The sequence below is a fragment of the Pseudomonas vranovensis DSM 16006 genome (assembly GCF_000425805.1).
In the GTDB taxonomy this organism is placed as follows: domain Bacteria; phylum Pseudomonadota; class Gammaproteobacteria; order Pseudomonadales; family Pseudomonadaceae; genus Aquipseudomonas; species Aquipseudomonas vranovensis.
Genome location: NZ_AUED01000012.1, coordinates 101,454 through 126,885, shown reverse-complemented (window position 1 = coordinate 126,885; position 25,432 = coordinate 101,454). Strand labels below are relative to the sequence as shown.

At 63.2% G+C, this 25,432-nt stretch carries 22 protein-coding genes; 12 read left to right on the top strand and 10 right to left on the bottom strand.

Translation table 11 applies throughout. The features are described 5' to 3' along the window. Positions 1-50 precede the first annotated feature (50 nt). The 5 genes from H621_RS0113450 to ftsY all read right to left on the bottom strand — a co-directional run bounded on the left by H621_RS0113450 (position 51) and on the right by ftsY (position 4,861). A complete protein-coding gene (locus H621_RS0113450; protein ID WP_028943901.1) occupies positions 51-560 on the bottom strand; it encodes a DUF1993 domain-containing protein in 510 nt (169 codons plus the stop codon). 80 nt (positions 561-640) lie between these two features. Continuing rightward, positions 641-1,495 (bottom strand): RNA polymerase sigma factor RpoH, encoded by an 855-nt coding sequence (gene rpoH / locus H621_RS0113445; protein WP_028943900.1) that lies wholly within the window; start codon positions 1,493-1,495, stop codon positions 641-643. Positions 1,496-1,608: 113 nt separating this feature from the next. Further along, entirely contained in the window at positions 1,609-2,637 is a 1,029-nt protein-coding gene (gene ftsX, locus H621_RS0113440) for a permease-like cell division protein FtsX (RefSeq protein ID WP_028943899.1), read from the bottom strand. Continuing rightward, positions 2,634-3,305 carry a cell division ATP-binding protein FtsE gene (ftsE, locus tag H621_RS0113435; RefSeq protein ID WP_009396779.1) on the bottom strand — a complete coding sequence of 224 codons (672 nt, stop codon included), beginning with the start codon at positions 3,303-3,305 and terminating at the stop codon, positions 2,634-2,636. The genes ftsX and ftsE overlap by 4 nt, the downstream gene beginning before the upstream one ends. Continuing rightward, a complete protein-coding gene (gene ftsY, locus H621_RS0113430) occupies positions 3,302-4,861 on the bottom strand; it encodes a signal recognition particle-docking protein FtsY (RefSeq protein WP_028943898.1) in 1,560 nt (519 codons plus the stop codon). The genes ftsE and ftsY overlap by 4 nt, the downstream gene beginning before the upstream one ends. A gap of 230 nt (positions 4,862-5,091) precedes the next feature. Here ftsY and H621_RS0113425 point away from each other — a divergent pair, with 230 nt between their 5' ends. The 4 genes from H621_RS0113425 to H621_RS0113410 all read left to right on the top strand — a co-directional run bounded on the left by H621_RS0113425 (position 5,092) and on the right by H621_RS0113410 (position 9,603). Then, positions 5,092-6,447, top strand: a complete 1,356-nt coding sequence (locus H621_RS0113425) for a M16 family metallopeptidase (RefSeq protein WP_028943897.1) — start codon at positions 5,092-5,094, stop codon at positions 6,445-6,447. Continuing rightward, positions 6,440-7,939: a M16 family metallopeptidase gene (locus tag H621_RS0113420; RefSeq protein ID WP_028943896.1), complete on the top strand. Its 1,500-nt coding sequence runs from the start codon at positions 6,440-6,442 to the stop codon at positions 7,937-7,939. The genes H621_RS0113425 and H621_RS0113420 overlap by 8 nt, the downstream gene beginning before the upstream one ends. Next, positions 7,939-8,532: a 16S rRNA (guanine(966)-N(2))-methyltransferase RsmD gene (rsmD, locus tag H621_RS0113415; RefSeq protein WP_028943895.1), complete on the top strand. Its 594-nt coding sequence runs from the start codon at positions 7,939-7,941 to the stop codon at positions 8,530-8,532. The genes H621_RS0113420 and rsmD overlap by 1 nt, the downstream gene beginning before the upstream one ends. A gap of 75 nt (positions 8,533-8,607) precedes the next feature. Further along, the gene (locus H621_RS0113410) at positions 8,608-9,603 is read left to right on the top strand and encodes a hydrolase (RefSeq protein WP_028943894.1); all 996 of its coding nucleotides are present in this window, start codon (positions 8,608-8,610) and stop codon (positions 9,601-9,603) included. A gap of 24 nt (positions 9,604-9,627) precedes the next feature. Here the strand turns inward: H621_RS0113410 and H621_RS0113405 are convergent, their stop codons facing one another. Together H621_RS0113405 and H621_RS0113400 are read right to left on the bottom strand one after the other, a co-directional pair. Then, positions 9,628-10,482 (bottom strand): sulfurtransferase, encoded by an 855-nt coding sequence (locus H621_RS0113405; protein WP_028943893.1) that lies wholly within the window; start codon positions 10,480-10,482, stop codon positions 9,628-9,630. Positions 10,483-10,521: 39 nt separating this feature from the next. Next, positions 10,522-11,187 carry a TetR/AcrR family transcriptional regulator gene (locus H621_RS0113400; protein ID WP_028943892.1) on the bottom strand — a complete coding sequence of 222 codons (666 nt, stop codon included), beginning with the start codon at positions 11,185-11,187 and terminating at the stop codon, positions 10,522-10,524. A 147-nt stretch (positions 11,188-11,334) separates the two neighbouring features. Here H621_RS0113400 and H621_RS0113395 point away from each other — a divergent pair, with 147 nt between their 5' ends. From H621_RS0113395 to ggt, 6 genes are all read left to right on the top strand, one after another. Continuing rightward, positions 11,335-12,768, top strand: a complete 1,434-nt coding sequence (locus H621_RS0113395) for a coniferyl aldehyde dehydrogenase (RefSeq protein WP_036989813.1) — start codon at positions 11,335-11,337, stop codon at positions 12,766-12,768. A gap of 24 nt (positions 12,769-12,792) precedes the next feature. Next, positions 12,793-13,326, top strand: a complete 534-nt coding sequence (locus H621_RS0113390) for a hypothetical protein (protein ID WP_028943890.1) — start codon at positions 12,793-12,795, stop codon at positions 13,324-13,326. 27 nt (positions 13,327-13,353) lie between these two features. After that, the gene (locus H621_RS0113385) at positions 13,354-14,952 is read left to right on the top strand and encodes a GMC family oxidoreductase (RefSeq protein ID WP_028943889.1); all 1,599 of its coding nucleotides are present in this window, start codon (positions 13,354-13,356) and stop codon (positions 14,950-14,952) included. Between the two features lie 112 nt (positions 14,953-15,064). Further along, positions 15,065-15,544, top strand: coding sequence for a pantetheine-phosphate adenylyltransferase (gene coaD / locus H621_RS0113380; RefSeq protein WP_028943888.1), 480 nt, complete (start codon positions 15,065-15,067; stop codon positions 15,542-15,544). A 108-nt stretch (positions 15,545-15,652) separates the two neighbouring features. Continuing rightward, on the top strand, positions 15,653-15,904 hold the full coding sequence (locus H621_RS0113375; protein WP_010222176.1) for a YfhL family 4Fe-4S dicluster ferredoxin: 252 nt from the start codon (positions 15,653-15,655) through the stop codon (positions 15,902-15,904). Beyond that, positions 15,904-17,592, top strand: coding sequence for a gamma-glutamyltransferase (gene ggt / locus H621_RS0113370; RefSeq protein ID WP_028943887.1), 1,689 nt, complete (start codon positions 15,904-15,906; stop codon positions 17,590-17,592). The genes H621_RS0113375 and ggt overlap by 1 nt, the downstream gene beginning before the upstream one ends. A 6-nt stretch (positions 17,593-17,598) precedes the next feature. Here the strand turns inward: ggt and mutM are convergent, their stop codons facing one another. Together mutM and H621_RS0113360 are read right to left on the bottom strand one after the other, a co-directional pair. After that, positions 17,599-18,411, bottom strand: a complete 813-nt coding sequence (gene mutM / locus H621_RS0113365) for a bifunctional DNA-formamidopyrimidine glycosylase/DNA-(apurinic or apyrimidinic site) lyase (RefSeq protein WP_028943886.1) — start codon at positions 18,409-18,411, stop codon at positions 17,599-17,601. Between the two features lie 3 nt (positions 18,412-18,414). Beyond that, positions 18,415-19,227 (bottom strand): HDOD domain-containing protein, encoded by an 813-nt coding sequence (locus tag H621_RS0113360; protein WP_209420938.1) that lies wholly within the window; start codon positions 19,225-19,227, stop codon positions 18,415-18,417. Positions 19,228-19,435: 208 nt separating this feature from the next. Here H621_RS0113360 and H621_RS0113355 point away from each other — a divergent pair, with 208 nt between their 5' ends. Next, positions 19,436-20,632: a class I SAM-dependent rRNA methyltransferase gene (locus tag H621_RS0113355; RefSeq protein ID WP_028943884.1), complete on the top strand. Its 1,197-nt coding sequence runs from the start codon at positions 19,436-19,438 to the stop codon at positions 20,630-20,632. Between the two features lie 296 nt (positions 20,633-20,928). Next, positions 20,929-22,770, top strand: a complete 1,842-nt coding sequence (gene ilvD / locus H621_RS0113350; RefSeq protein WP_028943883.1) for a dihydroxy-acid dehydratase — start codon at positions 20,929-20,931, stop codon at positions 22,768-22,770. 159 nt (positions 22,771-22,929) lie between these two features. Here ilvD and H621_RS0113345 read toward each other — a convergent pair whose 3' ends face one another. Continuing rightward, complete coding sequence (locus H621_RS0113345; RefSeq protein ID WP_028943882.1) at positions 22,930-25,335, bottom strand: TonB-dependent siderophore receptor; 2,406 nt, start codon at positions 25,333-25,335, stop codon at positions 22,930-22,932. Positions 25,336-25,432 lie beyond the last annotated feature (97 nt).

Here is a 25,432-nt window from a genome sequence, read left to right as displayed (position 1 = left end):
AAGCGCACACTTTGCCGGGTTTTTTATTGGCTGATTACTGGGTAACCGCCTTAGAACGCGCCCATATAGTCACGTTTGCCCACTTCGACACCGTTGTGACGCAGGATTGCGTAAGTGGTGGTGACGTGGAAGAAGAACTGTGGCAGGCCGTAGGTCAGCAAATAAGCCTGGCCACTGAAGCGCTTCTCTTTCGGCGTGCCCGGACGGGTCACGATTTCGATGCCTTCCTTGCCGTCGATCTGCGCCGGCGCAACGCCATCCAGGAAAGCCAGAACCTTACTGATCAGCGCTTGCAGTTCAGCAAAGGTGGTTTCGCTGTCATCGTATTTCGGCAACTCGACCTCAGCCAGGCGCGCCGATACACCCTTGGCGAAATCAACAGCGATCTGCACCTGGCGAACCAGTGGAAACATATCCGGATACAGGCGAGCCTGGAGGAAGACGCTCGGATCAATGTTTTTCGCCGTGGCGTGAGCTTCGGCCTTGTTCAGAACATCACTCAAGGCGTTGAGCATTTGCTTGAAAACAGGAACAGAAGCGGCGTACAAGGAAATGGTCATAACAGTCTCGACAGGGGTGGCGGAGAATCATGAAAAAGCCCCGACACGTCGGGGCTTTTTGGTTATTGCCGTATCGCGAATCAGACTGCGATCAAGGCTTTGACCTTGTTCATCGCATTCTTTTCCAGCTGGCGAATCCGCTCGGCAGACACGCTGTATTTCTCGGCCAGGTCATGCAAGGTGGCCTTTTCCTCGGCTAGCCAGCGCTGGTAGAGGATGTCACGGCTGCGATCATCCAGGCCCTGCAGGGCTTCGTGCAGGTTGCTGGTGGAGTTGTCACTCCAGTCGGCATCCTCCAGTTGACGCGCCGGGTCGTAACGGTGGTCTTCCAGGTAGTTGGCCGGCGACTGGAATGCACTGTCGTCGTCGGCTTCACTGGCCGGGTCGAAGGCCATGTCCTGACCGGTCAGGCGGCTCTCCATCTCACGCACTTCACGCGGCTCGACACCCAGGCTTTCGGCAACACGATGAACTTCATCGTTGTTCAGCCAGGCCAGGCGTTTTTTCTGGCTGCGCAGGTTGAAGAACAGCTTGCGCTGGGCCTTGGTGGTGGCCACTTTGACGATGCGCCAGTTACGCAGGATGAACTCGTGAATCTCGGCCTTGATCCAGTGCACCGCAAAGGACACCAGGCGTACACCCATCTCAGGGTTGAAACGCTTGACCGCTTTCATCAGCCCGACATTGCCTTCCTGGATCAGGTCAGCCTGGGCCAGCCCGTAGCCGGAATAGCTGCGAGCGATATGTACGACAAACCGCAGGTGGGCGAGCACCATTTGCCGAGCCGCCTCAAGATTCTGCTCATAGTAGAGACTCTCGGCCAGTTCACGCTCCTGCTCCGGCGTCAGCAATGGAATGCTGTTGACCGTGTGCACATAGGCTTCCAGGTTTGCGCCGGGAACCAGGGCATAGGCAGGTTGCAACGAAGTGGTCATACGAAAAAACCTCCGACTCACTAAACTCGTGCCCTCAGGCACTGCCAACATTGACCGGAAACCGCGAAACAAGTTCCCTAAAAATGAAAAGAGTCAATAGCAGCAAAAAGACACTATCGCGGTGCAAGCTCGCTCAGGTGGCGGGCGACCGCAATCCAAGCACCGATATACCCTAACAGTACCGCACCAAGCAAGAGCGACAGACCATCGGCAGATGGCACACCGGCCAGGGAAAAATCACTGCCATACAGGTCGGAAAGCCCGATAACCGCGTCGTTGAGCCAGTCAAGGCCAAACGCGAGTACTCCCCAGGCCAATACCCCCGCACCCAGGCCATACAAGGCACCCATGTACAGGAAAGGTCGGCGAACATAGCTGTCTGTGCCGCCTACAAGCTTGATCACCTCGATCTCGGTACGGCGGTTCTCGATGTGCAGGCGAATTGTGTTACCAATTACCAAAAGCAGTGCCGAAACCAGCAAGACCGTCAGACCGAAGACAAAGCGGTCGCCCAGTTTGAGGATGGCCGCCAGGCGTTCGACCCAGAGCAGGTCCAGTTGCGCCACATCGACCTTGGGCAGTTCCGCAAGGCGCTGGCGCAAGGCTTCAAGGGCAGGTTTGTCGACTTCGGCCGGGGTCACCACGACCACACCGGGCAACGGGTTTTCAGGCAGTTCCCGCAGCGCATCGCCCAGGCCGGACTGCTGCTGGAACTCTTCCAGTGCTTTCTCGCGGCTGACGTACTCGGCCTCGGCCACGCCGGGCAGGCCCTTGATCTGCTCACGCAGGGCCTCGCCATCAGCGGTGCTGGCGTCAAGCTTGAGATAGAGGGATATCTGCGCCGCGCGCTGCCAGGAACCGCCCAGCCGTTCGACGTTGCTCAACAGCAGCGACAAGCCCATGGGCAGGCTCAGGGCCACGGCCATCACCAGGCAGGTAAAGAAGCTGCCGATGGGCTGCTTGCCCAGGCGGCGCAGGCTGTCCATCAGGCTTGAGCGGTGGCTTTCCAGCCAGGCGTGCAGCAGGGTGCGAAAGTCAGGACCATCATCGTCATGGCTGTCGCGCTTTTTCTTTTCCGGCTGTGGATCAGCGGCCTTGGGCGCTACCCGCTCGGAAACCTTGGGACTACGTGTTGCACTCATTGCCCGGCCTCCCCGTCGCCGATCAAGCGGCCGCGCTGCAAGGTCAGCATGCGATGGCGCATGCGCGCGATCAGTGCCAGGTCATGACTGGCGATCAGCACGCTGGTGCCCAGGCGGTTGATATCTTCGAATACACCCATGATTTCCGCGGCCAGGCGCGGGTCGAGGTTACCGGTGGGTTCGTCCGCCAACAGCAGAGCCGGGCGGTGGACGATGGCGCGGGCGATACCGACACGCTGTTGCTGGCCTGTGGACAGGTCGCCCGGGAACAGCTCGGCCTTGTCCGACAAGGCCACGCGCTCCAGCGCCGAATCGACCCGCTTGGCAATTTCGACCTTGGACAGGCCAAGGATCTGCAGTGGCAGGGCGACGTTGTTGAATACGGTGCGGTCGAATAACAACTGGTGGTTCTGGAACACGACGCCGATCTGGCGGCGCAGGAAGGGGATCTGCGCGGTGCTGATCTGCCCCAGGTCCTGCCCGGCCAACAGCAGCTTGCCGCTGGTCGGTCGCTCCATGGCCAGCAACAGGCGCAGCAAGGTGCTCTTGCCCGCGCCGGAATGGCCGGTGACGAACAGGAATTCGCCCCGACGCACCCGAAAACTCAACTCATGCAGGCCTACGTGGCCATTGGGGTAGCGCTTGGCGACCTGTTCGAATCGAATCATGGATGCTCCCGCTCGGCAAACAGTGCTTTCACGAAGGGTTCGGCTTCGAAGGTGCGCAGATCGTCGATGCCTTCGCCCACGCCAATATAGCGGATCGGCAGGCCGAACTGCTTGGCCAGGGCGAAGATCACCCCGCCCTTGGCAGTGCCATCGAGCTTGGTCAGGGCAAGGCCTGTCAGCTCGACGCTCTGGTTGAAGTGCTTGGCCTGGTTGATGGCGTTCTGGCCAGTGCCGGCGTCCAGCACCAGCAGGACTTCGTGCGGTGCGTCGGCATCGAGCTTGCCGATGACGCGACGGACTTTCTTCAGCTCTTCCATCAGGTTGTCTTTGGTGTGCAGGCGACCGGCGGTATCGGCGATCAGCACATCAATACCGCGGGCCTTGGCCGCCTGGACGGCGTCGAAGATCACCGAGGCGGAATCGGCACCGGTGTGCTGGGCGATCACCGGGATCTGGTTGCGCTCGCCCCACACCTGCAACTGCTCGACCGCGGCGGCACGGAAGGTGTCACCGGCGGCCAGCATGACCTTCTTGCCTTCGAGCTGGAGCTTTTTCGCCAGCTTGCCGATGGTGGTGGTCTTGCCGGCGCCGTTGACGCCGACCACCAGGATCACGAAAGGCTTGGCCTGGGCCTGGATGCGCAAGGGCTGCTCGACCGGCTTGAGCAGATCGGCCAGTTCACCTTGCAAGGACTTGTACAGGGCATCGCTGTCGGCGAGCTGCTTGCGCGCGACCTTCTGGGTCAGGCTCTGGACGATCACCGAGGTGGCCTCGACGCCCACATCGGCGGTCAGCAGGCGGGTTTCGATTTCGTCGAGCAGGTCGTCATCAATGGCTTTCTTGCCCAGGAACAGGCTTGCCATGCCCTCGCCGATACTGGCGCTGGTCTTTGAAAGGCCCTGCTTGAGGCGGGCGAAGAAACCGCCCTTGCTCTCTTCATTGCGGGCAGGCTCAGGCACCTCGACCGGCTCGGCCTCTACCACCGGCACAACGGTAGCAACCGGGACAACAGGCGCTACAGGCGCTACAGGCGCTACAGGCGCTACAGGCGCTACAGGCGCTACAGGCGCTACAGGCGCTACAGGCTCGGGGGTAATGACCGGAGTGGCAACGGGTTCAGCCTGGGCAACGACAACCGGCGCAGGCTCGGTTACAACAGCCGCGACAGGTGCCGGGCGTTCCGGGATGGGCGGAGGCGAGTGAGGCTCAAGATCGGCCACCAATGCAACCGGCTCTTCAGGCACCGGCAGAACCAGGCCGGCGGGCGGCGTGGGCGGGGCCTCGAAGGCAACAACCGGCGGCACGGCGGGAGCTGGCTCTGGCGCAGGCTCCGCAGCTGCAACAGGCGCTGGTGCCGGTGCCGGCGTAACCGCTGCCGGAACATCCGCAGCCGGCACCTCGGCGGTCAGCGCTGCAGGCTGCTCCGGTTCGGTCGGCTCAGGGGCTTGTGGCTGCTCGGCAACGGGTTGCTGCGGCTTTCTGCGCAGCCAGCCGAACAGGCCTTTCTTTTCACCGGCCGCGGCCGGCGTCTTTTTGTCGTCGTTGGAACCAAACATGGAAGACGGCTATCTCAGGGTAGCGATGCGCCACTGCGGCGCCTCGAAAATACTTTTAACGCAGAACAGACTACTTTTATTCCGGCTCGTTCATGCGCAACATTTTGTCTTGAGGCCTGTGGGTCAGATCCACGACAGGCATGGTCGTCAGGCAACCGGATCAGTATCCTAGCACCTCCTAGCCCGCTGACGCTAAGACCACGCGGGTAGCCCTACAGGTTAAACAACGTATGAATGCTCTAGCCCGCCGCGCCGCTGGCCTGTTGCTCAGCACAGTTTTTCTGCCGCTCGCCGCCTTTGCCGCCGATCCGCAACCTACTCATGAGTTCATTCTCGACAACGGCCTGAAAGTGGTCGTGCGCGAGGACCACCGAGCGCCGGTGGTGGTTTCGCAAATCTGGTACAAGGTCGGCTCCACCTACGAATCCCCGGGCCAGACCGGTCTTTCCCATGCCCTGGAACACATGATGTTCAAGGGCAGCGAGAAGCTCGGCCCCGGCGAAGCCTCGCGCATCCTGCGTGACCTGGGCGCTGAAGAGAACGCATTCACCAGCGACGACTACACCGCCTACTACCAGGTGCTGGCCCGCGACCGCCTGCCCGTCGCCCTCGAGCTAGAAGCAGACCGCATGGCCAGCCTGCGCCTGCCGGCCGACGAGTTCAGCCGCGAAATCGAGGTCATCAAGGAGGAGCGCCGCCTGCGCACCGATGACCAGCCCAGCGCCAAGGCGTTCGAACTGTTCAGCGCCATGGCCTTCCCCGCCAGCAGCTACCGCACCCCGACCATCGGCTGGATGGCCGACCTGGACCGCATGAAGGTCGAGGAGCTGCGTCACTGGTACGAATCCTGGTATGCACCGAACAACGCTACGCTGGTGGTCGTTGGTGACGTCACCGCCGACGAGGTCAAGGGCCTTGCCCAGCGCTTCTTCGGTCCGATTGCCAAGCGTGCGATCCCACCAGCCAAGCTGCCATTGGAACTGGCCGAGCCGGGTCTGCGCGAAACCACCCTGCATGTACGCACCCAACTGCCGAGCCTTATCTACGGTTTCAACGTCCCGGGCCTGGCCACCGCCAAGGAACCGCGCACCGTGCATGCCCTGCGCCTGATCTCGGCCCTGCTGGACGGCGGCTACAGCGCTCGCCTGCCGAGCCGGCTGGAACGCGGCCAGGAGCTGGTCTCCGGCGCCTCGTCCAATTACAACCCGTTCACCCGCGGCGACAGCCTGTTCCTGATCTCGGCCACGCCGAACCAGCAGAAGAACAAGACCCTGGCCGAGGTTGAAACCGGTATCTGGAAACTGCTCGACGAACTCAAGACTACCCCACCAACCGCTGAAGAACTTGAACGCGTGCGCGCCCAAGTGATCGCGGGGCTGGTCTACGACCGCGACTCCATCAGCAGCCAGGCCACGGCCATCGGCATGCTGGAAACCGTCGGCCTGTCGTGGAAGCTGATCGACAGTGAACTCGACGAACTCAAAAGCGTGACCCCGGCCGACATCCAGAACGCTGCGCGCACCTACTTCACCCGTGAACGCCTGAGCGTTGCACACGTACTGCCCGAGGAGACCGCTCATGAGTGATCGCAGCGCACCCCGCTACACCCTGATCGGCCTCGGCGTCCTGGTGCTGGTTGGCGCCGTGGCGTTCTTCCTGGCCAAGCCCGCCCAGTCGGACAACGCCGCGCAACCTGCGGGCAGCACCGCCGCCAAGCCGGCCAACACCCTGCAGACCCTGGCCGAACTGGACGGCAAGGCTCCCAGCCGCCGTCAGTTGAACATCCAGACCTGGAACACCACCGAAGGCGCCAAGGTACTGTTCGTCGAAGCCCGCGAGCTGCCGATGTTCGACCTGCGCCTGACCTTCGCCGCCGGCAGCAGCCAGGATGGCGACGCCCCAGGCCTGGCGACCCTGACCAACGCCATGCTCAACGAGGGGGTTGCCGGTAAAGACGTGACTGCCATTGCCGAAGGCTTCGAGGGCCTGGGCGCAGACTTTGGCAACGGCGCATACCGCGACATGGCCGTGGCCACCCTGCGCAGCCTGAGCGCGACAGACAAACGCGAACCGGCGCTGAAGCTGTTCGCCGAGGTCGTCGGCAAACCGACCTTCCCGCAGGATGCCCTCGAACGCATCAAGAACCAGATGCAGGCAGGCTTCGAGTACCAGAAGCAGAACCCGGGCAAGCTGGCCAGCATCGCGCTGTTCGAGCGCCTGTACGGCAACCACCCTTACGCCCACCCCAGCGACGGCACTGCCAAGAGCATCCCGCCGATCACCCTGGAGCAACTGCGCGCCTTCCACGCCAAGGCCTACACCGCAGGCAACGCGGTCATTGCCCTGGTCGGCGACCTGAGCCGCAGCGAAGCCGAAGCCATTGCCGCACAGGTCTCTTCAGCCCTGCCCAAGGGCCCGGCGCTGGCCAAGCTGGCGCAACCCACCGAGCCCAAACCTGGCACCACGCACATCGACTTCCCGTCCAAGCAGACCCACCTGATGCTGGCCCAGCTGGGCATCGACCGCAACGATCCGGACTATGCCGCGCTGTCGCTGGGCAACCAGATCCTCGGCGGCGGCACCTTCGGTACCCGCTTGATGAGCGAAGTGCGCGAAAAACGCGGCCTGACCTACGGCGTATACTCGGTATTCAGCCCGATGCAGGTCCGTGGCCCGTTCATGATCAACCTGCAGACCCGTGCCGAACTCAGCGAAGGCACGCTCAAGCTGGTCCAGGACATCCTCGGCGATTACCTCAAGACCGGCCCGAGCCAGCAGGAGCTGGACGACGCCAAGCGTGAGCTGGCCGGCAGCTTCCCGCTGTCCAATGCCAGCAACGCCAGCATCGTCGGTCAACTGGGCGCCATCGGTTTCTACAACCTGCCGCTGACCTGGCTGGAAGACTACATGCAACAATCCCAGGCCCTGACCACCGAACAGGTCAAGGCTGCCCTGAACAAACACCTGGCTGCGGACAAGATGGTCATCGTCACCGCTGGCCCAAGCGTGCCGCAAAAGCCTTTGCCGCCGCCCACTGACAAACCCGCCGAGCAGCCGCTTGGCGTACCGGAGCATTAATGGCCAGTCCATCTGCAAAATCGGCCAAGCCACACCACGGCACCGGCCAACTGCGCATCATCGCTGGCGAATGGCGCAGCCGTCGCCTGAGCTTCCCCGACGCCCCCGGCCTGCGCCCAACGCCGGACCGGGTGCGCGAGACGCTGTTCAACTGGCTCGCGCCGCATATCGAAGGCGCCAAAGTGCTCGATGCCTTTGCCGGCAGCGGCGCCCTGTACCTTGAGGCGCTGTCCCGTGGTGCATCCGAGGCGGTAGCACTGGACAGCAACCCGGCTGCCATCGCCAGCCTGCGGCAGAACCTGGAGCTGTTGCGCTGCCCGCGTGGCCAGTTGATCCAGAGCGACGCCCAGCGTTACCTCCAGGGCGAGCCGAAAATGGCCTTCGACCTGGTGTTCCTGGATCCACCGTTCCACCAGGAACTGCTGCCCACCACCTGCGCCCTGCTCGAAGAGCGCAACTGGCTGGCTGCCAATGCCTGGATCTACACCGAAAGCGAAACCCCGCCCTCGACCCTGCAACTGCCTGGCAACTGGCGCCTGCACCGGGAAAAGAAAGCCGGCCAGGTGTACTACGCGCTCTGGCAACGCGGCTGATTGAACGCAGAAAGGCGCAACGGACGTTACACTTGTAACCAACCGTTGCGCCTTTTTTTTGCCGAGATACCTTCGATGTCCCCTTCTCCGTCCAGCCCCTTCAAACCCGCCCTGGGACTGGGTAACCCGCATATGCAGACGCTATGGGGGCCGCTGTGGCGCAAATCTGCTGCGTTGAGCCGTCTACGCGAACGGCTGTGGCTCACCGATGGCGACTTTCTTGATCTCGACTGGCACGGCCCGCACGAAACCTCCACGCCGCTGGTGCTGGTGCTGCATGGGCTGACCGGCTCATCCAGCTCTCCCTATGTCATCGGCTTGCAACAGGCCCTGGCTGGCCGTGGCTGGGCCAGCGTGGCGCTGAACTGGCGCGGCTGCTCGGGCGAGCCGAACCTGCTTGCGCGCAGCTACCACTCCGGCGCCAGTGAGGATCTTGCCGAGGCCATCGATCACATCCGCGCCAGCCGCCCGCAAGCACCGCTGTATGCCGTGGGGTATTCGCTGGGGGGCAACGTGTTGCTCAAGCACCTGGGGGAAGTGGGCTCGGCGAGCCAGTTGGAGGCGGCGGTGGCGGTATCGGTACCCTTCCGCCTGGACCATTGTGCCGACCGCATCGGTCTCGGCTTTTCCAAGGTATATCAGGCACATTTCATGCGCGCCATGCTGGCCTACGTGAAAGATAAACAACGCCACTTCCGACATCACGACCACCAGGAAGGCCTGGCCGCCCTGGAGCGCCTGGGCTCGCTGGAGAACCTGCGCACGTTCTGGGATTTCGATGGCCGGGTGACGGCGCCCCTCAATGGTTTTGTCGATGCCAAGGACTATTACCGCCGAGCATCGAGTCGCTACTTTCTCGGTGAAAACCGTACGCCGACGCTGATCATCCATTCCAGCGATGATCCGTTCGTGTTCAGCCACAGCCTGCCTTCGACCAATGAATTGCCGCCACAGACCACCTTCGAGCTGCACGCGCGCGGTGGTCATGTGGGGTTTGTCGATGGGAGCCTGCGAAATCCCGGGTATTACCTGGAACGGCGGATTCCGCAGTGGTTGGCGGGAAACTTATAGTGGGAGCGGGCTTGCCCCCATTTTTCAGTCGCCCGTAGCCACCCGCCGTTGCGGGTTGGTGATCCACTCGCTCCACGACCCGGCATACAGCTTGCCCAGCGGATACCCCGCCAACGCCAGGGCGAACAGGTTGTGGCACGCCGTTACGCCCGAGCCGCAATACGCCACCAACTGTTCCGGTGAGCGCTTGCCGATTTTTTTGGCAAAGCGCTGCTTGAGCTGGTCGGCCGGCAAGAAGCGACCATCGGCGCCGAGGTTATCTGTAAACGCCGCGCACTGCGCCCCGGGAATATGCCCGGCCACCGGATCGATCGGCTCCACTTCACCACGAAAACGCGGCAAGCCTCGGGCATCGATCAGGGTCATCTCGGGTTGCCCCAGGCGCTCGACCAACTGATCGGCGGCAATCACCAGGTTCATGTCGGGTTCACCGCTGAAACTGCCCTCACGCCTGGCCGGCGGATCGAGGCTCAAGGGCAAACCGGCCGCATGCCAGGCCTTCAAGCCGCCATCGAGAATGGACACCCCGCTACGCTTGCCCAGCCAGGCCAGCAGCCACCAGGCGCGGGCGGCAAAGGCACCTGGACCATCGTCATACAGGACGATCTCACTGTCGTTGTCGATGCCCCAGCTGCGCAGGCGCTCGACCAGGCGCAGGGGGTCAGGCAGCGGATGTCGCCCGGTCACACCCTTGACGATCGGTCCGCTGAGGTCACGTTCAAGGTCGGCAAAATGCGCCCCGGCGATATGTCCTTCGGCGTAGCTGCGCTGACCATAATCAATATCCTCCAGAGCAAAACGACAATCGAGAATCACCAGCGCCGGCGCCTCCAGGCGTTCGGCCAATTGCTGGGCGGTGATCAGTTGCGCGAGGGGCATGACAGTCTCCTGAACGATTGAACGAGTAGGGCCCGGGCTTTATTGCTCCAGTGCCTGATTGAGCGAAACGTAGAATTCCTGGCACAACGCATCCACCGCCGGACGGGCCTTGGCGGTGACAAAACCGAGCTCGAGTACCAACACCTGATAGATCCCGCGCTTGAAGGCGTCCTCGCTCAGGTGGGTCGAATTCTCCCGGGTGGTACACAAAAACCGCACCCAGGAGGTCAGCACGATCCAGGCGTTGAGGGTCAGCGACTCGATCTGCACGGCGTCCATCTGGACGATTTCAGCTTCGACAAAACCGCGATAGATGGCTTGCCCCTGGATCAGGCAACGCTGGGAGAAACGCCGGTAGCGGGCTGCCAGCTCCTTGTCGCTGTCGAGCAAGTGTTCGAGGTCACGGTGCAGAAATCGGTAGTTCCACATCGCCGCCAGCAACTCCTTGAGGTAGAAGCGCTTGTCATCGACCGTCGAAGGCCGCCCCTGGGGCGGGCGCAGGAAGCTCTCCACCAGCTCTTCATACTGGGTGAAGAGCACGGCAATGATTTCCTGCTTGTTGGCGAAGTGGTAGTAGAGGTTGCCCGGGGAAATCTCCATGTGAGCGGCAATGTGGTTGGTACTGACACTGCGTTCGCCTTGCTGGTTGAACAGCTCCAGGCTGTTTTGCACGATGCGCTCGCGGGTCTTGATGCGCGGGGCCATGATCAGTTCCAGATACCGGGCGTGAATGAATGGGTCCATCTTACGGTTTATCCCGATGCGGATGTACCTGCCTGTCGTCAAAAAGGGGTCGCAAAAGAATCAGATTAGAGTATAAGCTCTAGAAAAAACGCTGCCGTGGAGTTTCGCATGACCGCCAATGCTGCTCGTCTTTTGCCTTCGACCGCCCTTGAAGAACTCACCGCGCAGTTCAGCGCCCAACGCCAGGCGTTTGCCGGCAACCCCATGCCGCCACTGGCCCAGCGCCGACAATGGCTCAAGAGCTTGCGCCAATTGCTGCTCAGCCAACAGGACGCCCTGATCCAGGCCATCAGCGAAGACTTCAGCGGCCGCAGCGCCGACGAAACCCGGCTGGCCGAGTTGATGCCGAGCATCCAGGGGCTGCACCATGCCGAGCGCCACACCAAGCAATGGATGAAAGACTCGCCGCGCAAGGTCGGCCTGGCCTTCCAGCCCGCCAGCGCCAAGGTGCTGTACCAACCACTGGGTGTGGTCGGGATCATCGTGCCGTGGAACTACCCGCTGTTCCTCGCCATCGGGCCGCTGACCGGCGCCCTGGCCGCAGGCAACCGGGTCATGCTCAAGCTCAGCGAAGCCACGCCAGCGACCGGTCTGCTGCTCAAGCAGCTGCTGGAATCGATCTTCCCCACGGACCTGGTCAGCGTCGTGCTGGGCGAGGCGGAAGTCGGCGAAGCCTTTTCACGCCTGCCCTTCGACCACCTTTTGTTCACCGGCGCGACCAGCATCGGTCGCCATGTGATGCTGGCAGCGGCGCAGAACCTGACCCCGGTCACCCTGGAGCTGGGCGGTAAATCCCCGGCCATCGTTTCGGCTACCGTGCCCCTGAAAGACGCCGCCGAACGCATCGCCTTCGGCAAGACCCTAAACGCCGGACAGACCTGTGTGGCCCCGGACTACGTGCTGGTGCCACGCGAACGCCTGGATGACTTTGCCAGCGCTTATCGCAGTGTCGTCCACCGCTTTTACCCGACCGTGGCCGACAACCCGGATTACAGCGCGATCATCAACCCACGCCATCTGGCGCGCCTGGACAGCTACCTGAGCGATGCCCGCGACAAGGGCGCAAAAATCGTCGACCTGTACCCCCAGGAACCCCGCCAGGGCCGCCGTTTGCCACCTCACCTGTTGCTGCAGGTCAGCGACGACATGCGTGTGATGCAAGATGAGATCTTCGGGCCGCTGCTGCCGCTGGTGCCCTACGACAACCTCGATGAGGCGCTGCAGTACATCAACCAGCGCCCGCGCCCGCTGGCGCTCTATTACTTCGGCTACGACCGCGCCGAGCAACAGAAAGTGCTCGATAACACCCATTCCGGCGGTGCCTGCCTCAACGACACTTTGCTGCACGTGGCCCAGGATGACCTGCCCTTCGGCGGCGTCGGCCCTTCGGGCATGGGTCACTACCACGGCCATGAGGGCTTCCTGACCTTCAGCAAGGCCAAGGCGGTCTTCGCCAAGCAGCGCGTCAATGCCGCCCGGCTCATCTACCCGCCCTACGGCAAGTCGTTGATCAAGCTGGTGTACAAACTGTTCATTCGCTAACAACACCCAACAGGCACAACAACAATGACCACAAGCCTGCCCGCATCACCCACCCTGAGCCGTCGCGGCCTGCTCAAGTTCAGCCTCGGCGCCACGGCCTTTCTGGCCACCGCCGGGCTGGGCGCCAGCCTCAGCGGTTGTTCGGCACAGGCGCCCGCCAGCGGTTTCATCACCCTGCGCCAGGGCGACCTGCCCATTTTATACGCCGTGATCCCGGTGATCCTCGCTGGCACCGCGGCCCCCGACACTCGCGAAGCGCTGCTGCATCGCCTGGACACCAAGCTCGCGAGCCTGTCCCCGGCGATGCTCAAGCTGACCCTGCAGTTGCTCGATGTGCTGGCCCTGCCAGTGACGCGCGGACCATTGACTGGCATCTGGGGCAGTTGGGAAAACGCCAGCAGCGAGCAGATCGTGGCCTTCCTGCGGCGCTGGGAAAACAGCTCGCTGAACCTGCTGCGCATGGGCCATGCCTCGCTGCTGCAACTGTTGCAGATGGCCTGGTACGAGATGCCTGAATCCTGGGCGCACTGCGGCTACCCAGGCCCACCCAAGGTCTGACCCCCCCATAACGACAAGAGGCTGAAGATGCCCGTACTCGACCTGTTTCGCGAAGGCCTTGCCCGCGGCTGGAAAACCCGTGACGCCTCGCGCCTGGACCACGACCTGACCCTGGAAGCCGATGTCGCCATTATCGGCAGCGGTGCCGGCGGCGCCACCAGCGCCGAGCTGCTCAGTGCCGCCGGCTTCAAGGTATTGTTGATCGAAGAAGGCCCGCTCAAGACCAGCAGCGACTTCCACCTGCTCGAAGACCAGGCCTATGCCAGCCTCTATCAGGAAGGCATTGGCCGCATGAGCAAGGATGGCGCCATTACCATCCTGCAAGGCCGCGCCGTGGGCGGCACCACGCTGATCAACTGGACCTCGAGCTTTCGCACCCCCGAGCCGACCCTGCAGCACTGGGCCCGCGAGCATGACGTCAAAGGCTTGAGCAGCGCAGAACTGACGCCTTATTTCGAGCGCATGGAGCAGCGCCTGGGCATCGCGCCCTGGGCCATGCCGCCCAATGCCAACAACGAGGCACTGCGGCGCGGCTGCGAGGCCCTGAACTACAGCTGGAAGGTGATTCCGCGCAACGTGCGCGGCTGCTGGAACCTGGGCTACTGCGGCATGGGCTGCCCGGTCAACGCCAAGCAGTCCATGCTGGTGACCACCATTCCGGCCACCCTGGAGAAGGGCGGCGAGCTGCTCTACCTGGCTCGCGCCGAACGTCTGGTCCACGATGGCGAGCGCATCAGCAGCCTGCAATGCGTAGCCATGGACGAGCGCTGCGTGAACCCCACCGGGCGCCAGATCCAGGTCAAGGCACGGCATTACATTCTCGCCGGCGGCGGTATCAACAGCCCGGCGCTACTGCTGCGCTCGGATGCCCCCGACCCGCATGAGCGCCTGGGCAAGCGCACGTTCCTGCACCTGGTCAACTTCAGCGCCGGCCTGTTCAAGGACAAGGTCAACCCCTTCTACGGTGCACCGCAGTCGATCTATTCCGATCACTTCCAGTGGCGCGACGGCGTCGCCGGCCCGGTCGGCTACAAACTCGAAGTGCCACCGCTGCAGCCAGCGCTGGCCGCCACCCTGCTCGGTGGTTTTGGCCACGACAATGCGCTGCGCATGGAGCAACTGCCCAACACTCACGTCATGCTCGCCCTGCTGCGCGACGGTTTCCACCCCGAAAGCGTCGGTGGCGAAGTGCAGTTGCGCGGTGACGGCACGCCAGTGCTCGACTACCCCGTGTCCCCCTACCTGTGGGAAGGCATACGCCGCGCTTTCCACACCATGGCCGAGATCCAGTTCGCCGCCGGGGCCGAGGCGGTACTGCCAATGCACAGTGACGGTCGTTACGTGAATACCCTGGCCGAAGTCCGGCAAATGATCGACAACCTGAGCCTTGAGCTGTTTCGCACCCGCCTTGGCAGCGCCCACGTCATGGGCGGTTGCACCATGGGCGAAGACCCGCGCCGAGCGGTCTGCGACAGCCTCGGACGGCATCATCAGCTGGCCAACCTGTCGGTTCACGACGGCTCGTTGTTCCCCACCAGCATCGGCGCCAACCCGCAACTGTCGGTGTATGGCCTCACCGCCCGGCTCACCGATGCCCTGATCGAGCGCCTGGCTGCCAGCAGATGACAACAAATCAACACACTGTCTATAGTGCCTTCAGCGTGCGCAGGCGACTTGGCCGACTGCCACTGCTGCGATACCATCCGACTCCCCAACGCACTCCTGCCAGGACGACGCGATGAACCGAGTGTTGTACCCAGGTACTTTCGACCCTATTACCAAGGGCCATGGCGATCTGGTCGAGCGTGCCTCGCGGCTGTTCGACCAAGTGATCATTGCGGTCGCTGCCAGCCCGAAGAAAAACCCGCTGTTCCCGCTGGAACAACGGGTGGAACTGGCTCGTGAGGTCACCAAGCACCTGCCCAATGTCGAAGTCATCGGCTTCTCCAGCTTATTGGCGCATTTCGCCAAGGAACAGCAGGCCAATGTATTCCTGCGTGGCCTGCGGGCGGTTTCGGACTTCGAGTACGAGTTCCAGCTGGCGAACATGAACCGCCAGCTCGCACCCGATGTCGAGAGCCTGTTCCTGACCCCCTCCGAGCGCTACTCGTTCATTTCCTCGACCCTGGTCCGGGAAATTGCGGCGCTCGGTGGCGACATCACCAAGTTCGTCCATCCCATCGTGGCCGACGCCCTGACCGAACGCTTCAAGAAGTGACATCGGTGATTTGACGACCGCGCCCGCGTGCACTACGGGCGCTAATGCGGCACAATTGTGCCCATTGGTTTTCAAATGCCAGGGTTCTGAGCCCTGGCCGGAGTCCCCATGTCCCTGATCATCACCGACGATTGCATCAACTGCGACGTCTGCGAACCCGAGTGCCCGAACGCCGCTATTTCCCAGGGCGAAGAGATCTACGTGATCGACCCGAACCTGTGTACCCAGTGCGTGGGCCACTACGACGAGCCTCAATGCCAGCAAGTCTGCCCGGTTGACTGCATCCCCCTGGATGAAGCCCACCCGGAGACCGAAGAGCAACTGATGGAAAAATACCGCCGAATCACCGGCAAGGCGTGATGCCGTTCGTCGCCCGCTTTCCCCCCCTGATCCTTGGCGCGCTGTTCGCGCTAGGGGCGGCGTGCGCCCAGGCGCAAGGGCCGGGCCAGGCGGCGATTGCCAGCCCGCATGCCCAGGCCACGGCGGCCGCACGGGAAATCCTCGAGCAAGGCGGTAACGCCTTCGACGCGGCGATTGCCGTCAGTGCTGCGCTGGCAGTGGTCGAGCCCTATGGTTCGGGGTTGGGCGGCGGCGGTTTCTTCCTCCTGCGCGAGGCAGGCAACCCCGCGCGCTACGCCTTTATCGATGCCCGAGAGCGAGCCCCTGGCAAGGCCAGCGCGGCCATGTACCTCAAGGACGGCAAGGTCCAGCCGGGGCTGTCGATCAATGGCCCGCTGGCTGCGGCCATCCCGGGCCTGCCGGCGGCACTGGCAGACCTGGCCGCGCACTACGGCAAGCTACCGCTCAAAAGTACCCTGGCCCCGGCCATCCGCCTGGCCAACCAGGGCTTTGCCGTCGACCGCGTCTACCGCGACCGGGCCACCATGCGCTTGAGCGCCCTGCGCGACGACCCGGAAAGCGCCCGCCTGTTCCTCCAGCAAGGCGAAGTGCCCGCCCTGGGCGCGCAGATCCGCCAACCGGAGCTGGCCGTCACCCTCGAACGCTTGGCCAACCAGGGCCGCGACGGCTTCTATGCCGGCGCTACCGCCCAGGCCATGGTCAACGGCGTGCAAGCGGCAGGCGGGATCTGGAGCCTGGACGACCTGGCCAACTACCGCACAGCCACACGTGAACCACTGCGCTACCCATTGGCCGACCAGCGCGAACTGATCAGCGCCCCGCCACCCTCGGCCGGTGGCATCGCCCTGGCCCAGAGCCTGGCCATGCTCCAGCGCCTGCCGTGGCAAAGTGCAGAGCCAGTGCAACGCAGCCATTACGTGCTGGAGGTACTGCGCCGGGCCTACCGCGACCGCGGCCTGCTGGGTGACCCGGATTACGTCGCCAACCCTGTCACGCAGTTGCTCGCTCGTCCTTACCTCACCGGCCTTGCCGATAGCATCGAGGCATACCAGGCCACGCCGAGCAGCCGCCTGCCACCGGCCCCCGCCTGGCGTGAAGGCGACCACACCACCCACTTCGCGGTGATCGATGCCAACGGCAATGCCGTGGCCGCGACGCTGTCGGTCAACCTGCCTTTCGGCGCCGCTTTCAGCGCACCTGGCACCGGCGTGGTGCTGAACAACGAAATGGACGATTTTGCCGCCGATCCCCACGGTAGCAACAGCTACGGGCTGGCGGGCAGCCAGGCCAACGCGGTGGCGGCCGGCAAGCGCCCGCTATCGAGCATGAGCCCAAGCTTTATCGAAAGCCCGACCCAGTTCGCCGCCTTCGGCACACCAGGCGGTAGCCGGATCCCGAGCATGGTGCTGCTGTCGATGATGGGTTTCCTGGAAGGCAAGCCGATTGCCAACTGGCCAGCGGTGCCGCGCTATCACCATCAGTACCTGCCGGATGTGGTCGAGCATGAGCCCGGCACCTTCAGCCCCGCGCAGCAACGCGAACTGCAGGCACGCGGCTACACGCTCAAGGACCTGGGGCGGACCTACGGCAATCAACAGGTGCTGTATTGGAACAAGGCCGCCAACACCCTGGAAGCCGCGAGCGATCCGCGCGGCGTGGGTGAATCGGCAGTGCTCAGCCCACGCTGAGCACGTTCACTTCTGGCAGCGCGGGCAGTAGACGCTGGCGCGCTGGCCCAGCTTGACCTCGCGCAAAATGCTACCGCAGACCTTGCAAGGCTCCTCGCCCCGCCCGTACACGAACAGCTCCTGCTGGAAGTAGCCCGGCTGGCCGTCGCCGCCGATAAAGTCGCGCAAGGTGGTGCCGCCGCGCTCGATGGCGCAGGCCAGGATGCGTTTGATCTCGATCGCAAGCTTCAGGTAGCGCGCCCGCGAAATGCTCCCCGCCTCGCGGCGCGGGTCGATGCCGGCGGCGAACAACGCCTCCGTCGCGTAGATATTGCCCACCCCGACCACCACCGCGTTGTCCATGATGAACGGCTTGACCGCCATATGCTTGCCGCGCGACAGCTGGAACAGGCGCTCGCCATCGAACAGGTCGGTCAGCGGCTCCGGCCCCAGCTTGATCAGCAGCTCGTGATTGAGCGGGTCCAGGCTCCAGAGCATCGCACCGAACCGACGCGGGTCGGTGTAGCGCAGGGCCAGCCCCGACTCCAGCTCGATATCCACATGCTCGTGCTTGGCGGCCGGCAGGCCGATCTCGACCAGGCGCAGATTGCCGGACATGCCCAAGTGGCTGATGAGCGTGCCCACCTCGGCGTTCAGCAGCAGGTATTTCGCCCGCCGCTCCACCTTGACGAAACGCTGCCCGGACAAGCGGATGTCCAGGTCCTCAGGGATTGGCCAGCGCAAACGGCGGTCGCGCACAATCACCCGGCTGACCCGCTGGCCTTCCAGGTAAGGCGCGATCCCGCGCCGGGTCGTTTCGACTTCAGGTAGTTCCGGCATGAATCAGTGACCGCCCAGCTCGCGGATAGTCTGCTTGAGGTTCTCGAAGTCGTACTCCGACAACCCGATATAGTCGAGCACCAGCGGCCCGACGGTATTCCATTCGTGGTCCACGTGCTGATTGCCCAGCACCCGGTACGACGCGCAGATGTGCTCGGACATCTTCAGGATCGCCAGCAGGTTCTTGAGCTGGCTGTTGCGCGCTGAGTCATCGCTGAACACCGCCAGGGCGTTGTGGTGATTGGCGATGGCGTTGCTCAGGTGCTCTGGCAGGCGCCAGGACTTGGCAGTGTAGTAGCCGACCACGGCATGGTTGGTGTTGAACACCTGGTTCTCGGTGTCGACCACCCGCTGGTTGGGGCCGGCGCTGGCATAGGCGTCTTCGAGCACACTCATGTAGTCGGGGAAACGCTTGAGCATCAGCGGCACGCCGCAGTCGTGGAACAGGCCCAGGGCATAGGCTTCATCCACGGCCTGCGAGCCGATGCGCTTGGCCAGGGTCATGCAGGTCATGGCCACGTCCTGGGCGGTATCCCAGAAACGGTTGAGGGTGACGATGGTCTCGTCGCTCATCTCGCCCTTGATCGACTGGGCGTTGATCAGGTTGATGATCGAGCGGCTGCCCAGCAGGTTCACCGCGCGCTGGATCGAGGCGATCTTGTTGCTCAAACCGTAGTAGGGCGAATTGACCAGTTTGAGCAAAGCGCCGGACAGGCCAGGGTCCTGGGAGATCAGTTTGGCGATCACCTCCAGGTCGGGATCGGGCATGTATTGCTCGAACTGCAGGTCAACCATGATCTGCGGTTGCGGCGGCACGCTGATACCTTGCAGGGCTTGCTGGATCTGTTCGGCGGAAAGTTCCTGGGACATAGGTACACACTCGGGGCTGAGGCGCGATTCTAACCCGATCGCCTCGCCCGGTGGGCAAGCGAAAGGCGCGCGACGGCCTGCTATTTGTCGCCACGACGAATCTGTATGACGGGCATCGGGTTATAATCCCGCTCTTTTTTCCCGGAGCGACGTCATGTCCCTGCCCAGCCTTCGTCTCAAAGCCAATGCCGACCGCCGCCTGCGCGCCGGCCACCTGTGGGTCTACAGCAACGAAATCGACGTCGCCGCGACCCCGCTGCATGGCTTCAAGGCCGGTGACCAGGCGATCCTCGAAACCGCCGGCGGCAAGGCCCTGGGCATCGTCGCCATGAGCCCGAACAACCTGATCTGCGCACGCCTGCTGTCGCGCGACAGCAAGCTGGCCCTGGACAAGTCGCTGCTGGTACACCGCATCAACGTTGCCCTGTCGCTGCGCGAGCGACTGTTCGACAAGCCGTTCTACCGCCTGGTGTACGGCGACTCCGACCTGCTGCCGGGCCTGGTGGTCGACCGTTTCGGCGACATCCTGGTGGTGCAACTGGCCTCGGCCACCATGGAACAACACAAGGACGACGTGATCGCCGCCCTGGTCCAGGTGCTCAAGCCAACCGGCATCCTGTTCAAGAACGACTCGGCCGCCCGTGATGCCGAAGGCCTGAACCGCTACGTCGAAACCGTGTTCGGCCTGGTGCCGGAGTGGGTCGCCCTGGAAGAGAACGGCGTCAAGTTCGAAGCGCCGGTCATGGAAGGCCAGAAGACCGGCTGGTTCTATGACCACCGCATGAACCGCGCGCGCCTGGCACCGTACGTCAAGGGCAAGCGCGTGCTGGACCTGTTCAGCTACATCGGCGGCTGGGGCGTGCAGGCCGGTGCCTTTGGCGCCAGTGAAGTGTTCTGCGTCGATGCCTCCGGCTTTGCCCTCGATGGTGTCGAGCGCAACGCCGGGCTCAACGGCTTTGCCGAGAAGCTCACGTGCATCGAAGGCGATGTGTTCGAAGCCCTGAAAGAGCTCAAGGCCTCCGAAGAACGCTTCGACGTGATCGTTGCCGACCCGCCCGCCTTCATCAAGCGCAAGAAAGACCTGAAGAACGGTGAAGGCGCCTACCGCCGCCTGAACGAGCAGGCCATGCGCCTGCTGACCAAGGACGGCATCCTGGTCAGCGCATCGTGCTCGATGCACCTGCCCGAAGACGACCTGCAGAACATCCTCCTGACCAGCGCCCGTCACCTGGATCGCAACATCCAGCTGCTCGAACGCGGTGGCCAGGGCCCCGATCACCCGGTTCACCCGGCGATCCCGGAAACCCGCTACATCAAGAGCATTACCTGCCGCTTGCTGCCCAACAGCTAAGCATTCGCAGGGCAAACCCGCTCCTACCGGACAGGATCGGGTTTACCCTGCGCTCGACAACTGCGCCGAATAAAGCGGCCGACCATCCACAACGCCATTCCCAGAAGCCCCCAGCGGTGTAGAATCGGGCTATTCATCGCCAGTATCCCGGCGGGTTTATGAGCTCTGGCCGAGCGCACGGCGATCCCGCGGCGTCATCGGCTTCATCCGTACCAGCGGCCACCTGCCTTCGGTGCAAAGGACAAGAGAAGCTCACTTCCCCTTTTTGTTACCTGATTAGCCGCCAGGAGTGCTTCATGCCTGATTACCGCTCTAAAACGTCCACCCACGGTCGCAACATGGCCGGCGCACGTGCCCTGTGGCGCGCCACCGGGATGAAAGACGAAGATTTCAAGAAGCCGATCATCGCCATCGCCAACTCGTTCACCCAGTTCGTCCCGGGCCATGTACACCTGAAGGACCTGGGCCAGCTGGTTGCCCGCGAGATCGAACGCGCCGGTGGCGTGGCGAAGGAGTTCAACACCATCGCGGTCGATGACGGCATCGCCATGGGCCACGATGGCATGCTCTACTCGCTGCCAAGCCGCGAGATCATCGCCGACTCGGTCGAGTACATGGTCAACGCCCACTGCGCCGACGCCATTGTCTGCATCTCCAACTGCGACAAGATCACCCCCGGCATGCTGATGGCCGCCCTGCGCCTGAACATTCCGGTGATCTTCGTCTCCGGCGGCCCGATGGAAGCCGGCAAGACCAAGCTGGCCAGCCACGGCCTGGACCTGGTCGACGCCATGGTCATCGCCGCCGACTCCACCGCCAGCGACGAAAAAGTCGCCGAGTACGAGCGCAGTGCCTGCCCGACCTGTGGTTCGTGCTCCGGCATGTTCACCGCCAACTCGATGAACTGCCTGACCGAAGCCCTGGGCCTGGCCCTACCGGGCAACGGTTCGACCCTGGCCACCCATAGCGACCGCGAGCAGCTGTTCCTTCAGGCCGGCCGCACCATCGTCGAACTGTGCAAGCGCTTCTACGGCGAGAACGACCAGAGCGTGTTGCCGCGCAACATTGCCAACTTCAAGGCGTTCGAGAACGCCATGATGCTCGACATCGCCATGGGCGGCTCGACCAACACCATCCTGCACCTGCTGGCCGCGGCCCAGGAAGCCGAGATCGACTTCGACCTGCGCGATATCGATCGCCTGTCGCGCAAGGTGCCGCAGCTGTGCAAAGTCGCGCCGAACATCCAGAAGTACCACATGGAAGACGTCCACCGCGCTGGCGGCATCTTCAGCATCCTCGGCTCGCTGGCCCGTGGCGGCCTGCTGCACACCGACCTGCCGACCGTGCACAGCCCGAGCATGGAAGAAGCCATCGCCAAGTGGGACATCACCCAGACCGACGACGCAGCGGTGCACCACTTCTTCAAGGCAGGCCCGGCCGGTATCCCGACCCAGACCGCCTTCAGCCAGTCGACCCGCTGGGAAACGCTGGATGACGACCGTGAAAACGGCTGCATCCGCAGTGTCGAGCACGCCTACTCGCAAGAGGGCGGCCTGGCCGTGCTGTACGGCAACATCGCCCTGGACGGCTGCGTGGTGAAAACCGCCGGCGTCGATGAGTCGATCCATGTGTTCGAAGGCAACGCCAAGATCTTCGAAAGCCAGGACAGCGCCGTGCGCGGCATCCTCGCCGACGAAGTCAAGGCTGGCGACATCGTCATCATCCGCTACGAGGGTCCGAAAGGCGGCCCGGGCATGCAAGAGATGCTCTACCCGACGTCGTACCTCAAGTCCAAGGGCCTGGGCAAAGCCTGCGCCCTGCTCACCGACGGTCGCTTCTCTGGCGGCACCTCGGGCCTGTCCATCGGCCACGCTTCGCCAGAAGCCGCTGCCGGTGGCGCCATCGGCCTGGTGCAGGACGGCGACAAAGTGCTGATCGACATCCCCAACCGTTCGATCAACCTGTTGGTCAGCGACGAAGAGCTGGCGGCGCGCCGCGTCGAGCAGGACAAGAAAGGCTGGAAGCCGGTCGAGTCGCGCCCACGCAAAGTGACCACCGCGCTCAAGGCCTACGCCTTGCTGGCCACCAGCGCCGACAAGGGTGCGGTGCGCAACAAAGCGTTGCTCGATGGCCTGTAAACCATCCTGGCACTAAAAAACCGGCGCCTTGTGCGCCGGTTTTTTGTTCGAAGGCATGGTGGCACCGATCCACTTGGGTAGCGCCCCTGTAGCCGCTGGCGACCGCCTGCGATCGACCGCACGGCGGTCGTGATTGTGTGCAAGACCGTTAGAAAAGCCTCAATACTTGGCACGCAGCGTAAACGTCAGGTTGCGCGGCTCACCATAGAAGTTCGACCCCCAGGCGCTGTCCACCCGCTCATAGTAGGTGCGGTCAAACAGGTTGTTGGCCGTCAGTGTCGCCGACAAGTGTTTGTTGAACGCATACCCCATCTGGGCCGAGGCAATGCTGTAGCCACCCTGCACGAAATCCACGTCACGCTTGTAATAAGTGGCACTCACCGCCCGTACTCCGCCCCCGACGCTGAAGTTCTTCAGCGGCCCACCGGCAAACTCGTAGCGCGTCCACAGGTTGAAGTTGTGCTTGGGGGTAATGGTCGTGCCCTGATTGGTGTCTTCGCCGCTCATCGACTTGAGCATGGTGAAGGCGTACCCGGTGGTGATACTCCAGTTGTCCGTGAGGTTGCCGCTGAGCTCGGTTTCCCAGCCCTGGCTGCGGATCTTGCCTTGCGGTTCGTTGTACTGCGCATTGTTCACCAGCTCGGCGCGGTTCTCGTCGTAGATACGGAACAGCGCCACGCTGCCATTGAGGCGCCCTTCATAGAACTCGCGCTTGAGGCCCAGCTCATACTGCTTGCCCTTGCGCGGGTCGATGGTCTCGCCATCGGCGTCAACTTCGGTCTGTGGCTTGAACACGCTGGTGTAGCTGGCGTAGGCCGACAGCTCCGGCGTCAGCTTGGCGACCAGCGCCGCATAAGGGATGACCTTGCGGTTGATGCTGGTGTCAGTGGTGGTGAAGTTATTGAAGAAGGCGTTGGCGTTGTGCGCCTCGCTCTCGAACCAGGTCACCCGGCTGCCGAGGATCACGTCCAGCCAATCGGTGGCGCTGATCTTGGTGCGGGCATAAAGGCCGTACTGGTGCGATTTCGACCAGTTGCCATTGTCCATCTCGAATTTCTGCTTGGGGATATTGATGCTGCCGGGGTCGAACACGTTGATGTCGAAGTACTCGCCGCCGCCGTAGGTGAAGTCCTTGTCCAGGTGCTGGTACTCGGCACCGGCGGTGAACTCGTGGGTGCGGCCGAAGGCTTCCACCGGAAGCGTGACGAAGCTGTCCACGCCCAGGGTCTTGATGTGGGTGTAGTAGGAGTAGGCCACCGCCGAACTCGCGCCGGTGTCGGGGTCCACGGCGCCATCGGCCCAGGTAAAGTTGCGTGTCGGGGTTTCGGCGTCGCGGTAGGTCAGCGAGGTCTTGAACTGGCCGCCGTTTTCCAAGGCATGGTCGACTTCAAAGAAGCTCTCCCACACATGCTCGTCCAGCTCGTTCCACTTGGCGTCGACAAAGGTCGAGCGCTTCACATCCAGCAACTTGCCGTCGGCATAGGCCGGCAGGCCGAATGCCGGGGTCGAATGGTTGTGCTGGTAGGCGCCACCCAGCGACAGGGTAGTGTCCGGGGTCACGTCGTATTCCAGCCGGCCGTAGACCATCGGCCGCTCGTTCTGGGCGTAGTCGACGAACGATTTGTTGTCTTCATAGGCGGTGACGAAGCGCCCGCGCAGGCTGCCATCGCTGTTGAGCGGGCCAGTGATGTCCACTGTCGAATGGTAGTGATCGTAGGAGCCCGCCGACAGCTCGCCGCTCAAGGCGAACTGACCCAGCGCACGCTTGCGCACCAGGTTGATGGTGCCGCCGGGTTCACCCGCACCCTGGTACAGGCCGGATGGCCCGCGCAACACTTCGACCCGGTCGAACATCGCCAGGTCGAAGCTGGTCATCAGGTCGCCCTGGCCGGTGGCCTGGGAAACACCGTCGACCTGCACCTGGTCGACGAGAAAACCGCGCATATAGACGTCGTTGAGGCTGGAGCCGGAGTTGTAGGTCTTGATGGTAGCCCCGGTGACCTGGCGCATGGCGTCCTGCAGGCTGTTCATGTTCTGGTCATCCAGGCGCTGGCGGGTGACCACCGAGACTGACTGCGGGATGTCCTTGAGCTTCTGCTCACCCTTGCCGATGGTCAGCGCGCCCGTGGTGTAGGAGTGCGAGCCCTCGGTGGTGGCGCCCAGTTGCTGGCCGGTGATGCTGGTAGCCCCCAACTGCAGGGCTTTGTCACCGCCCAGGCGTTTTTCCAGGGTGACACTGTCGCCATCAATGTAGGTCGCCGTCAGGCCGGTACCTGCCAGCAACCGGGCGAGCGCCTGGTCTTGTGCATAACTGCCGTTGAGCCCTGGCGAGTGCAGCCCTTGGGTCACCTCCGCGCCCACCAGCACCTGCACACGAGTGACTGCGCTGAAGGCGGCCAACGCTGCGTCCAGCGACTGCGCTGGAATCTCGAAGCGATAGACCTGAGCCTGCGCGGCGGGTGCGGCCAGTGCCGGCACAGTCTGCACACCGCAGCCCAGGGCAATGGCCAGGCTCAACAGGGTCGGCAGACCGGGCAGGCGCCGGGTGGCGGTGGTATTTTCCATCGGTTGTGCTCCCCCAAAAACGTCGAAGTCGTCGAATGGCGCGGCACTGTCTGAGAGTGCTTATTATTTGCGCCTACGAGTTCAAGGACGTCATGCC

What these genes read in the sequence shown, in the direction of transcription:
- rsmD (WP_028943895.1), top strand. Translation starts at nt 7,939, where the DNA reads ATGGCCAGTCCATCTGCAAAATCGGCCAAGCCACACCACGGCACCGGC.
- H621_RS0113405 (WP_028943893.1), bottom strand. Translation starts at nt 10,482, where the DNA reads ATGCCCCTCGCGCAACTGATCACCGCCCAGCAATTGGCCGAACGCCTG.
- H621_RS0113400 (WP_028943892.1), bottom strand. Translation starts at nt 11,187, where the DNA reads ATGGCCCCGCGCATCAAGACCCGCGAGCGCATCGTGCAAAACAGCCTG.
- H621_RS0113410 (WP_028943894.1), top strand. Translation starts at nt 8,608, where the DNA reads ATGTCCCCTTCTCCGTCCAGCCCCTTCAAACCCGCCCTGGGACTGGGT.
- H621_RS0113420 (WP_028943896.1), top strand. Translation starts at nt 6,440, where the DNA reads ATGAGTGATCGCAGCGCACCCCGCTACACCCTGATCGGCCTCGGCGTC.
- ilvD (WP_028943883.1), top strand. Translation starts at nt 20,929, where the DNA reads ATGCCTGATTACCGCTCTAAAACGTCCACCCACGGTCGCAACATGGCC.
- H621_RS0113390 (WP_028943890.1), top strand. Translation starts at nt 12,793, where the DNA reads ATGACCACAAGCCTGCCCGCATCACCCACCCTGAGCCGTCGCGGCCTG.
- H621_RS0113395 (WP_036989813.1), top strand. Translation starts at nt 11,335, where the DNA reads ATGACCGCCAATGCTGCTCGTCTTTTGCCTTCGACCGCCCTTGAAGAA.
- coaD (WP_028943888.1), top strand. Translation starts at nt 15,065, where the DNA reads ATGAACCGAGTGTTGTACCCAGGTACTTTCGACCCTATTACCAAGGGC.
- ftsY (WP_028943898.1), bottom strand. Translation starts at nt 4,861, where the DNA reads ATGTTTGGTTCCAACGACGACAAAAAGACGCCGGCCGCGGCCGGTGAA.
- H621_RS0113355 (WP_028943884.1), top strand. Translation starts at nt 19,436, where the DNA reads ATGTCCCTGCCCAGCCTTCGTCTCAAAGCCAATGCCGACCGCCGCCTG.
- H621_RS0113450 (WP_028943901.1), bottom strand. Translation starts at nt 560, where the DNA reads ATGACCATTTCCTTGTACGCCGCTTCTGTTCCTGTTTTCAAGCAAATG.
- H621_RS0113345 (WP_028943882.1), bottom strand. Translation starts at nt 25,335, where the DNA reads ATGGAAAATACCACCGCCACCCGGCGCCTGCCCGGTCTGCCGACCCTG.
- ftsX (WP_028943899.1), bottom strand. Translation starts at nt 2,637, where the DNA reads ATGAGTGCAACACGTAGTCCCAAGGTTTCCGAGCGGGTAGCGCCCAAG.
- H621_RS0113375 (WP_010222176.1), top strand. Translation starts at nt 15,653, where the DNA reads ATGTCCCTGATCATCACCGACGATTGCATCAACTGCGACGTCTGCGAA.
- rpoH (WP_028943900.1), bottom strand. Translation starts at nt 1,495, where the DNA reads ATGACCACTTCGTTGCAACCTGCCTATGCCCTGGTTCCCGGCGCAAAC.
- mutM (WP_028943886.1), bottom strand. Translation starts at nt 18,411, where the DNA reads ATGCCGGAACTACCTGAAGTCGAAACGACCCGGCGCGGGATCGCGCCT.
- H621_RS0113425 (WP_028943897.1), top strand. Translation starts at nt 5,092, where the DNA reads ATGAATGCTCTAGCCCGCCGCGCCGCTGGCCTGTTGCTCAGCACAGTT.
- H621_RS0113385 (WP_028943889.1), top strand. Translation starts at nt 13,354, where the DNA reads ATGCCCGTACTCGACCTGTTTCGCGAAGGCCTTGCCCGCGGCTGGAAA.
- ftsE (WP_009396779.1), bottom strand. Translation starts at nt 3,305, where the DNA reads ATGATTCGATTCGAACAGGTCGCCAAGCGCTACCCCAATGGCCACGTA.
- ggt (WP_028943887.1), top strand. Translation starts at nt 15,904, where the DNA reads ATGCCGTTCGTCGCCCGCTTTCCCCCCCTGATCCTTGGCGCGCTGTTC.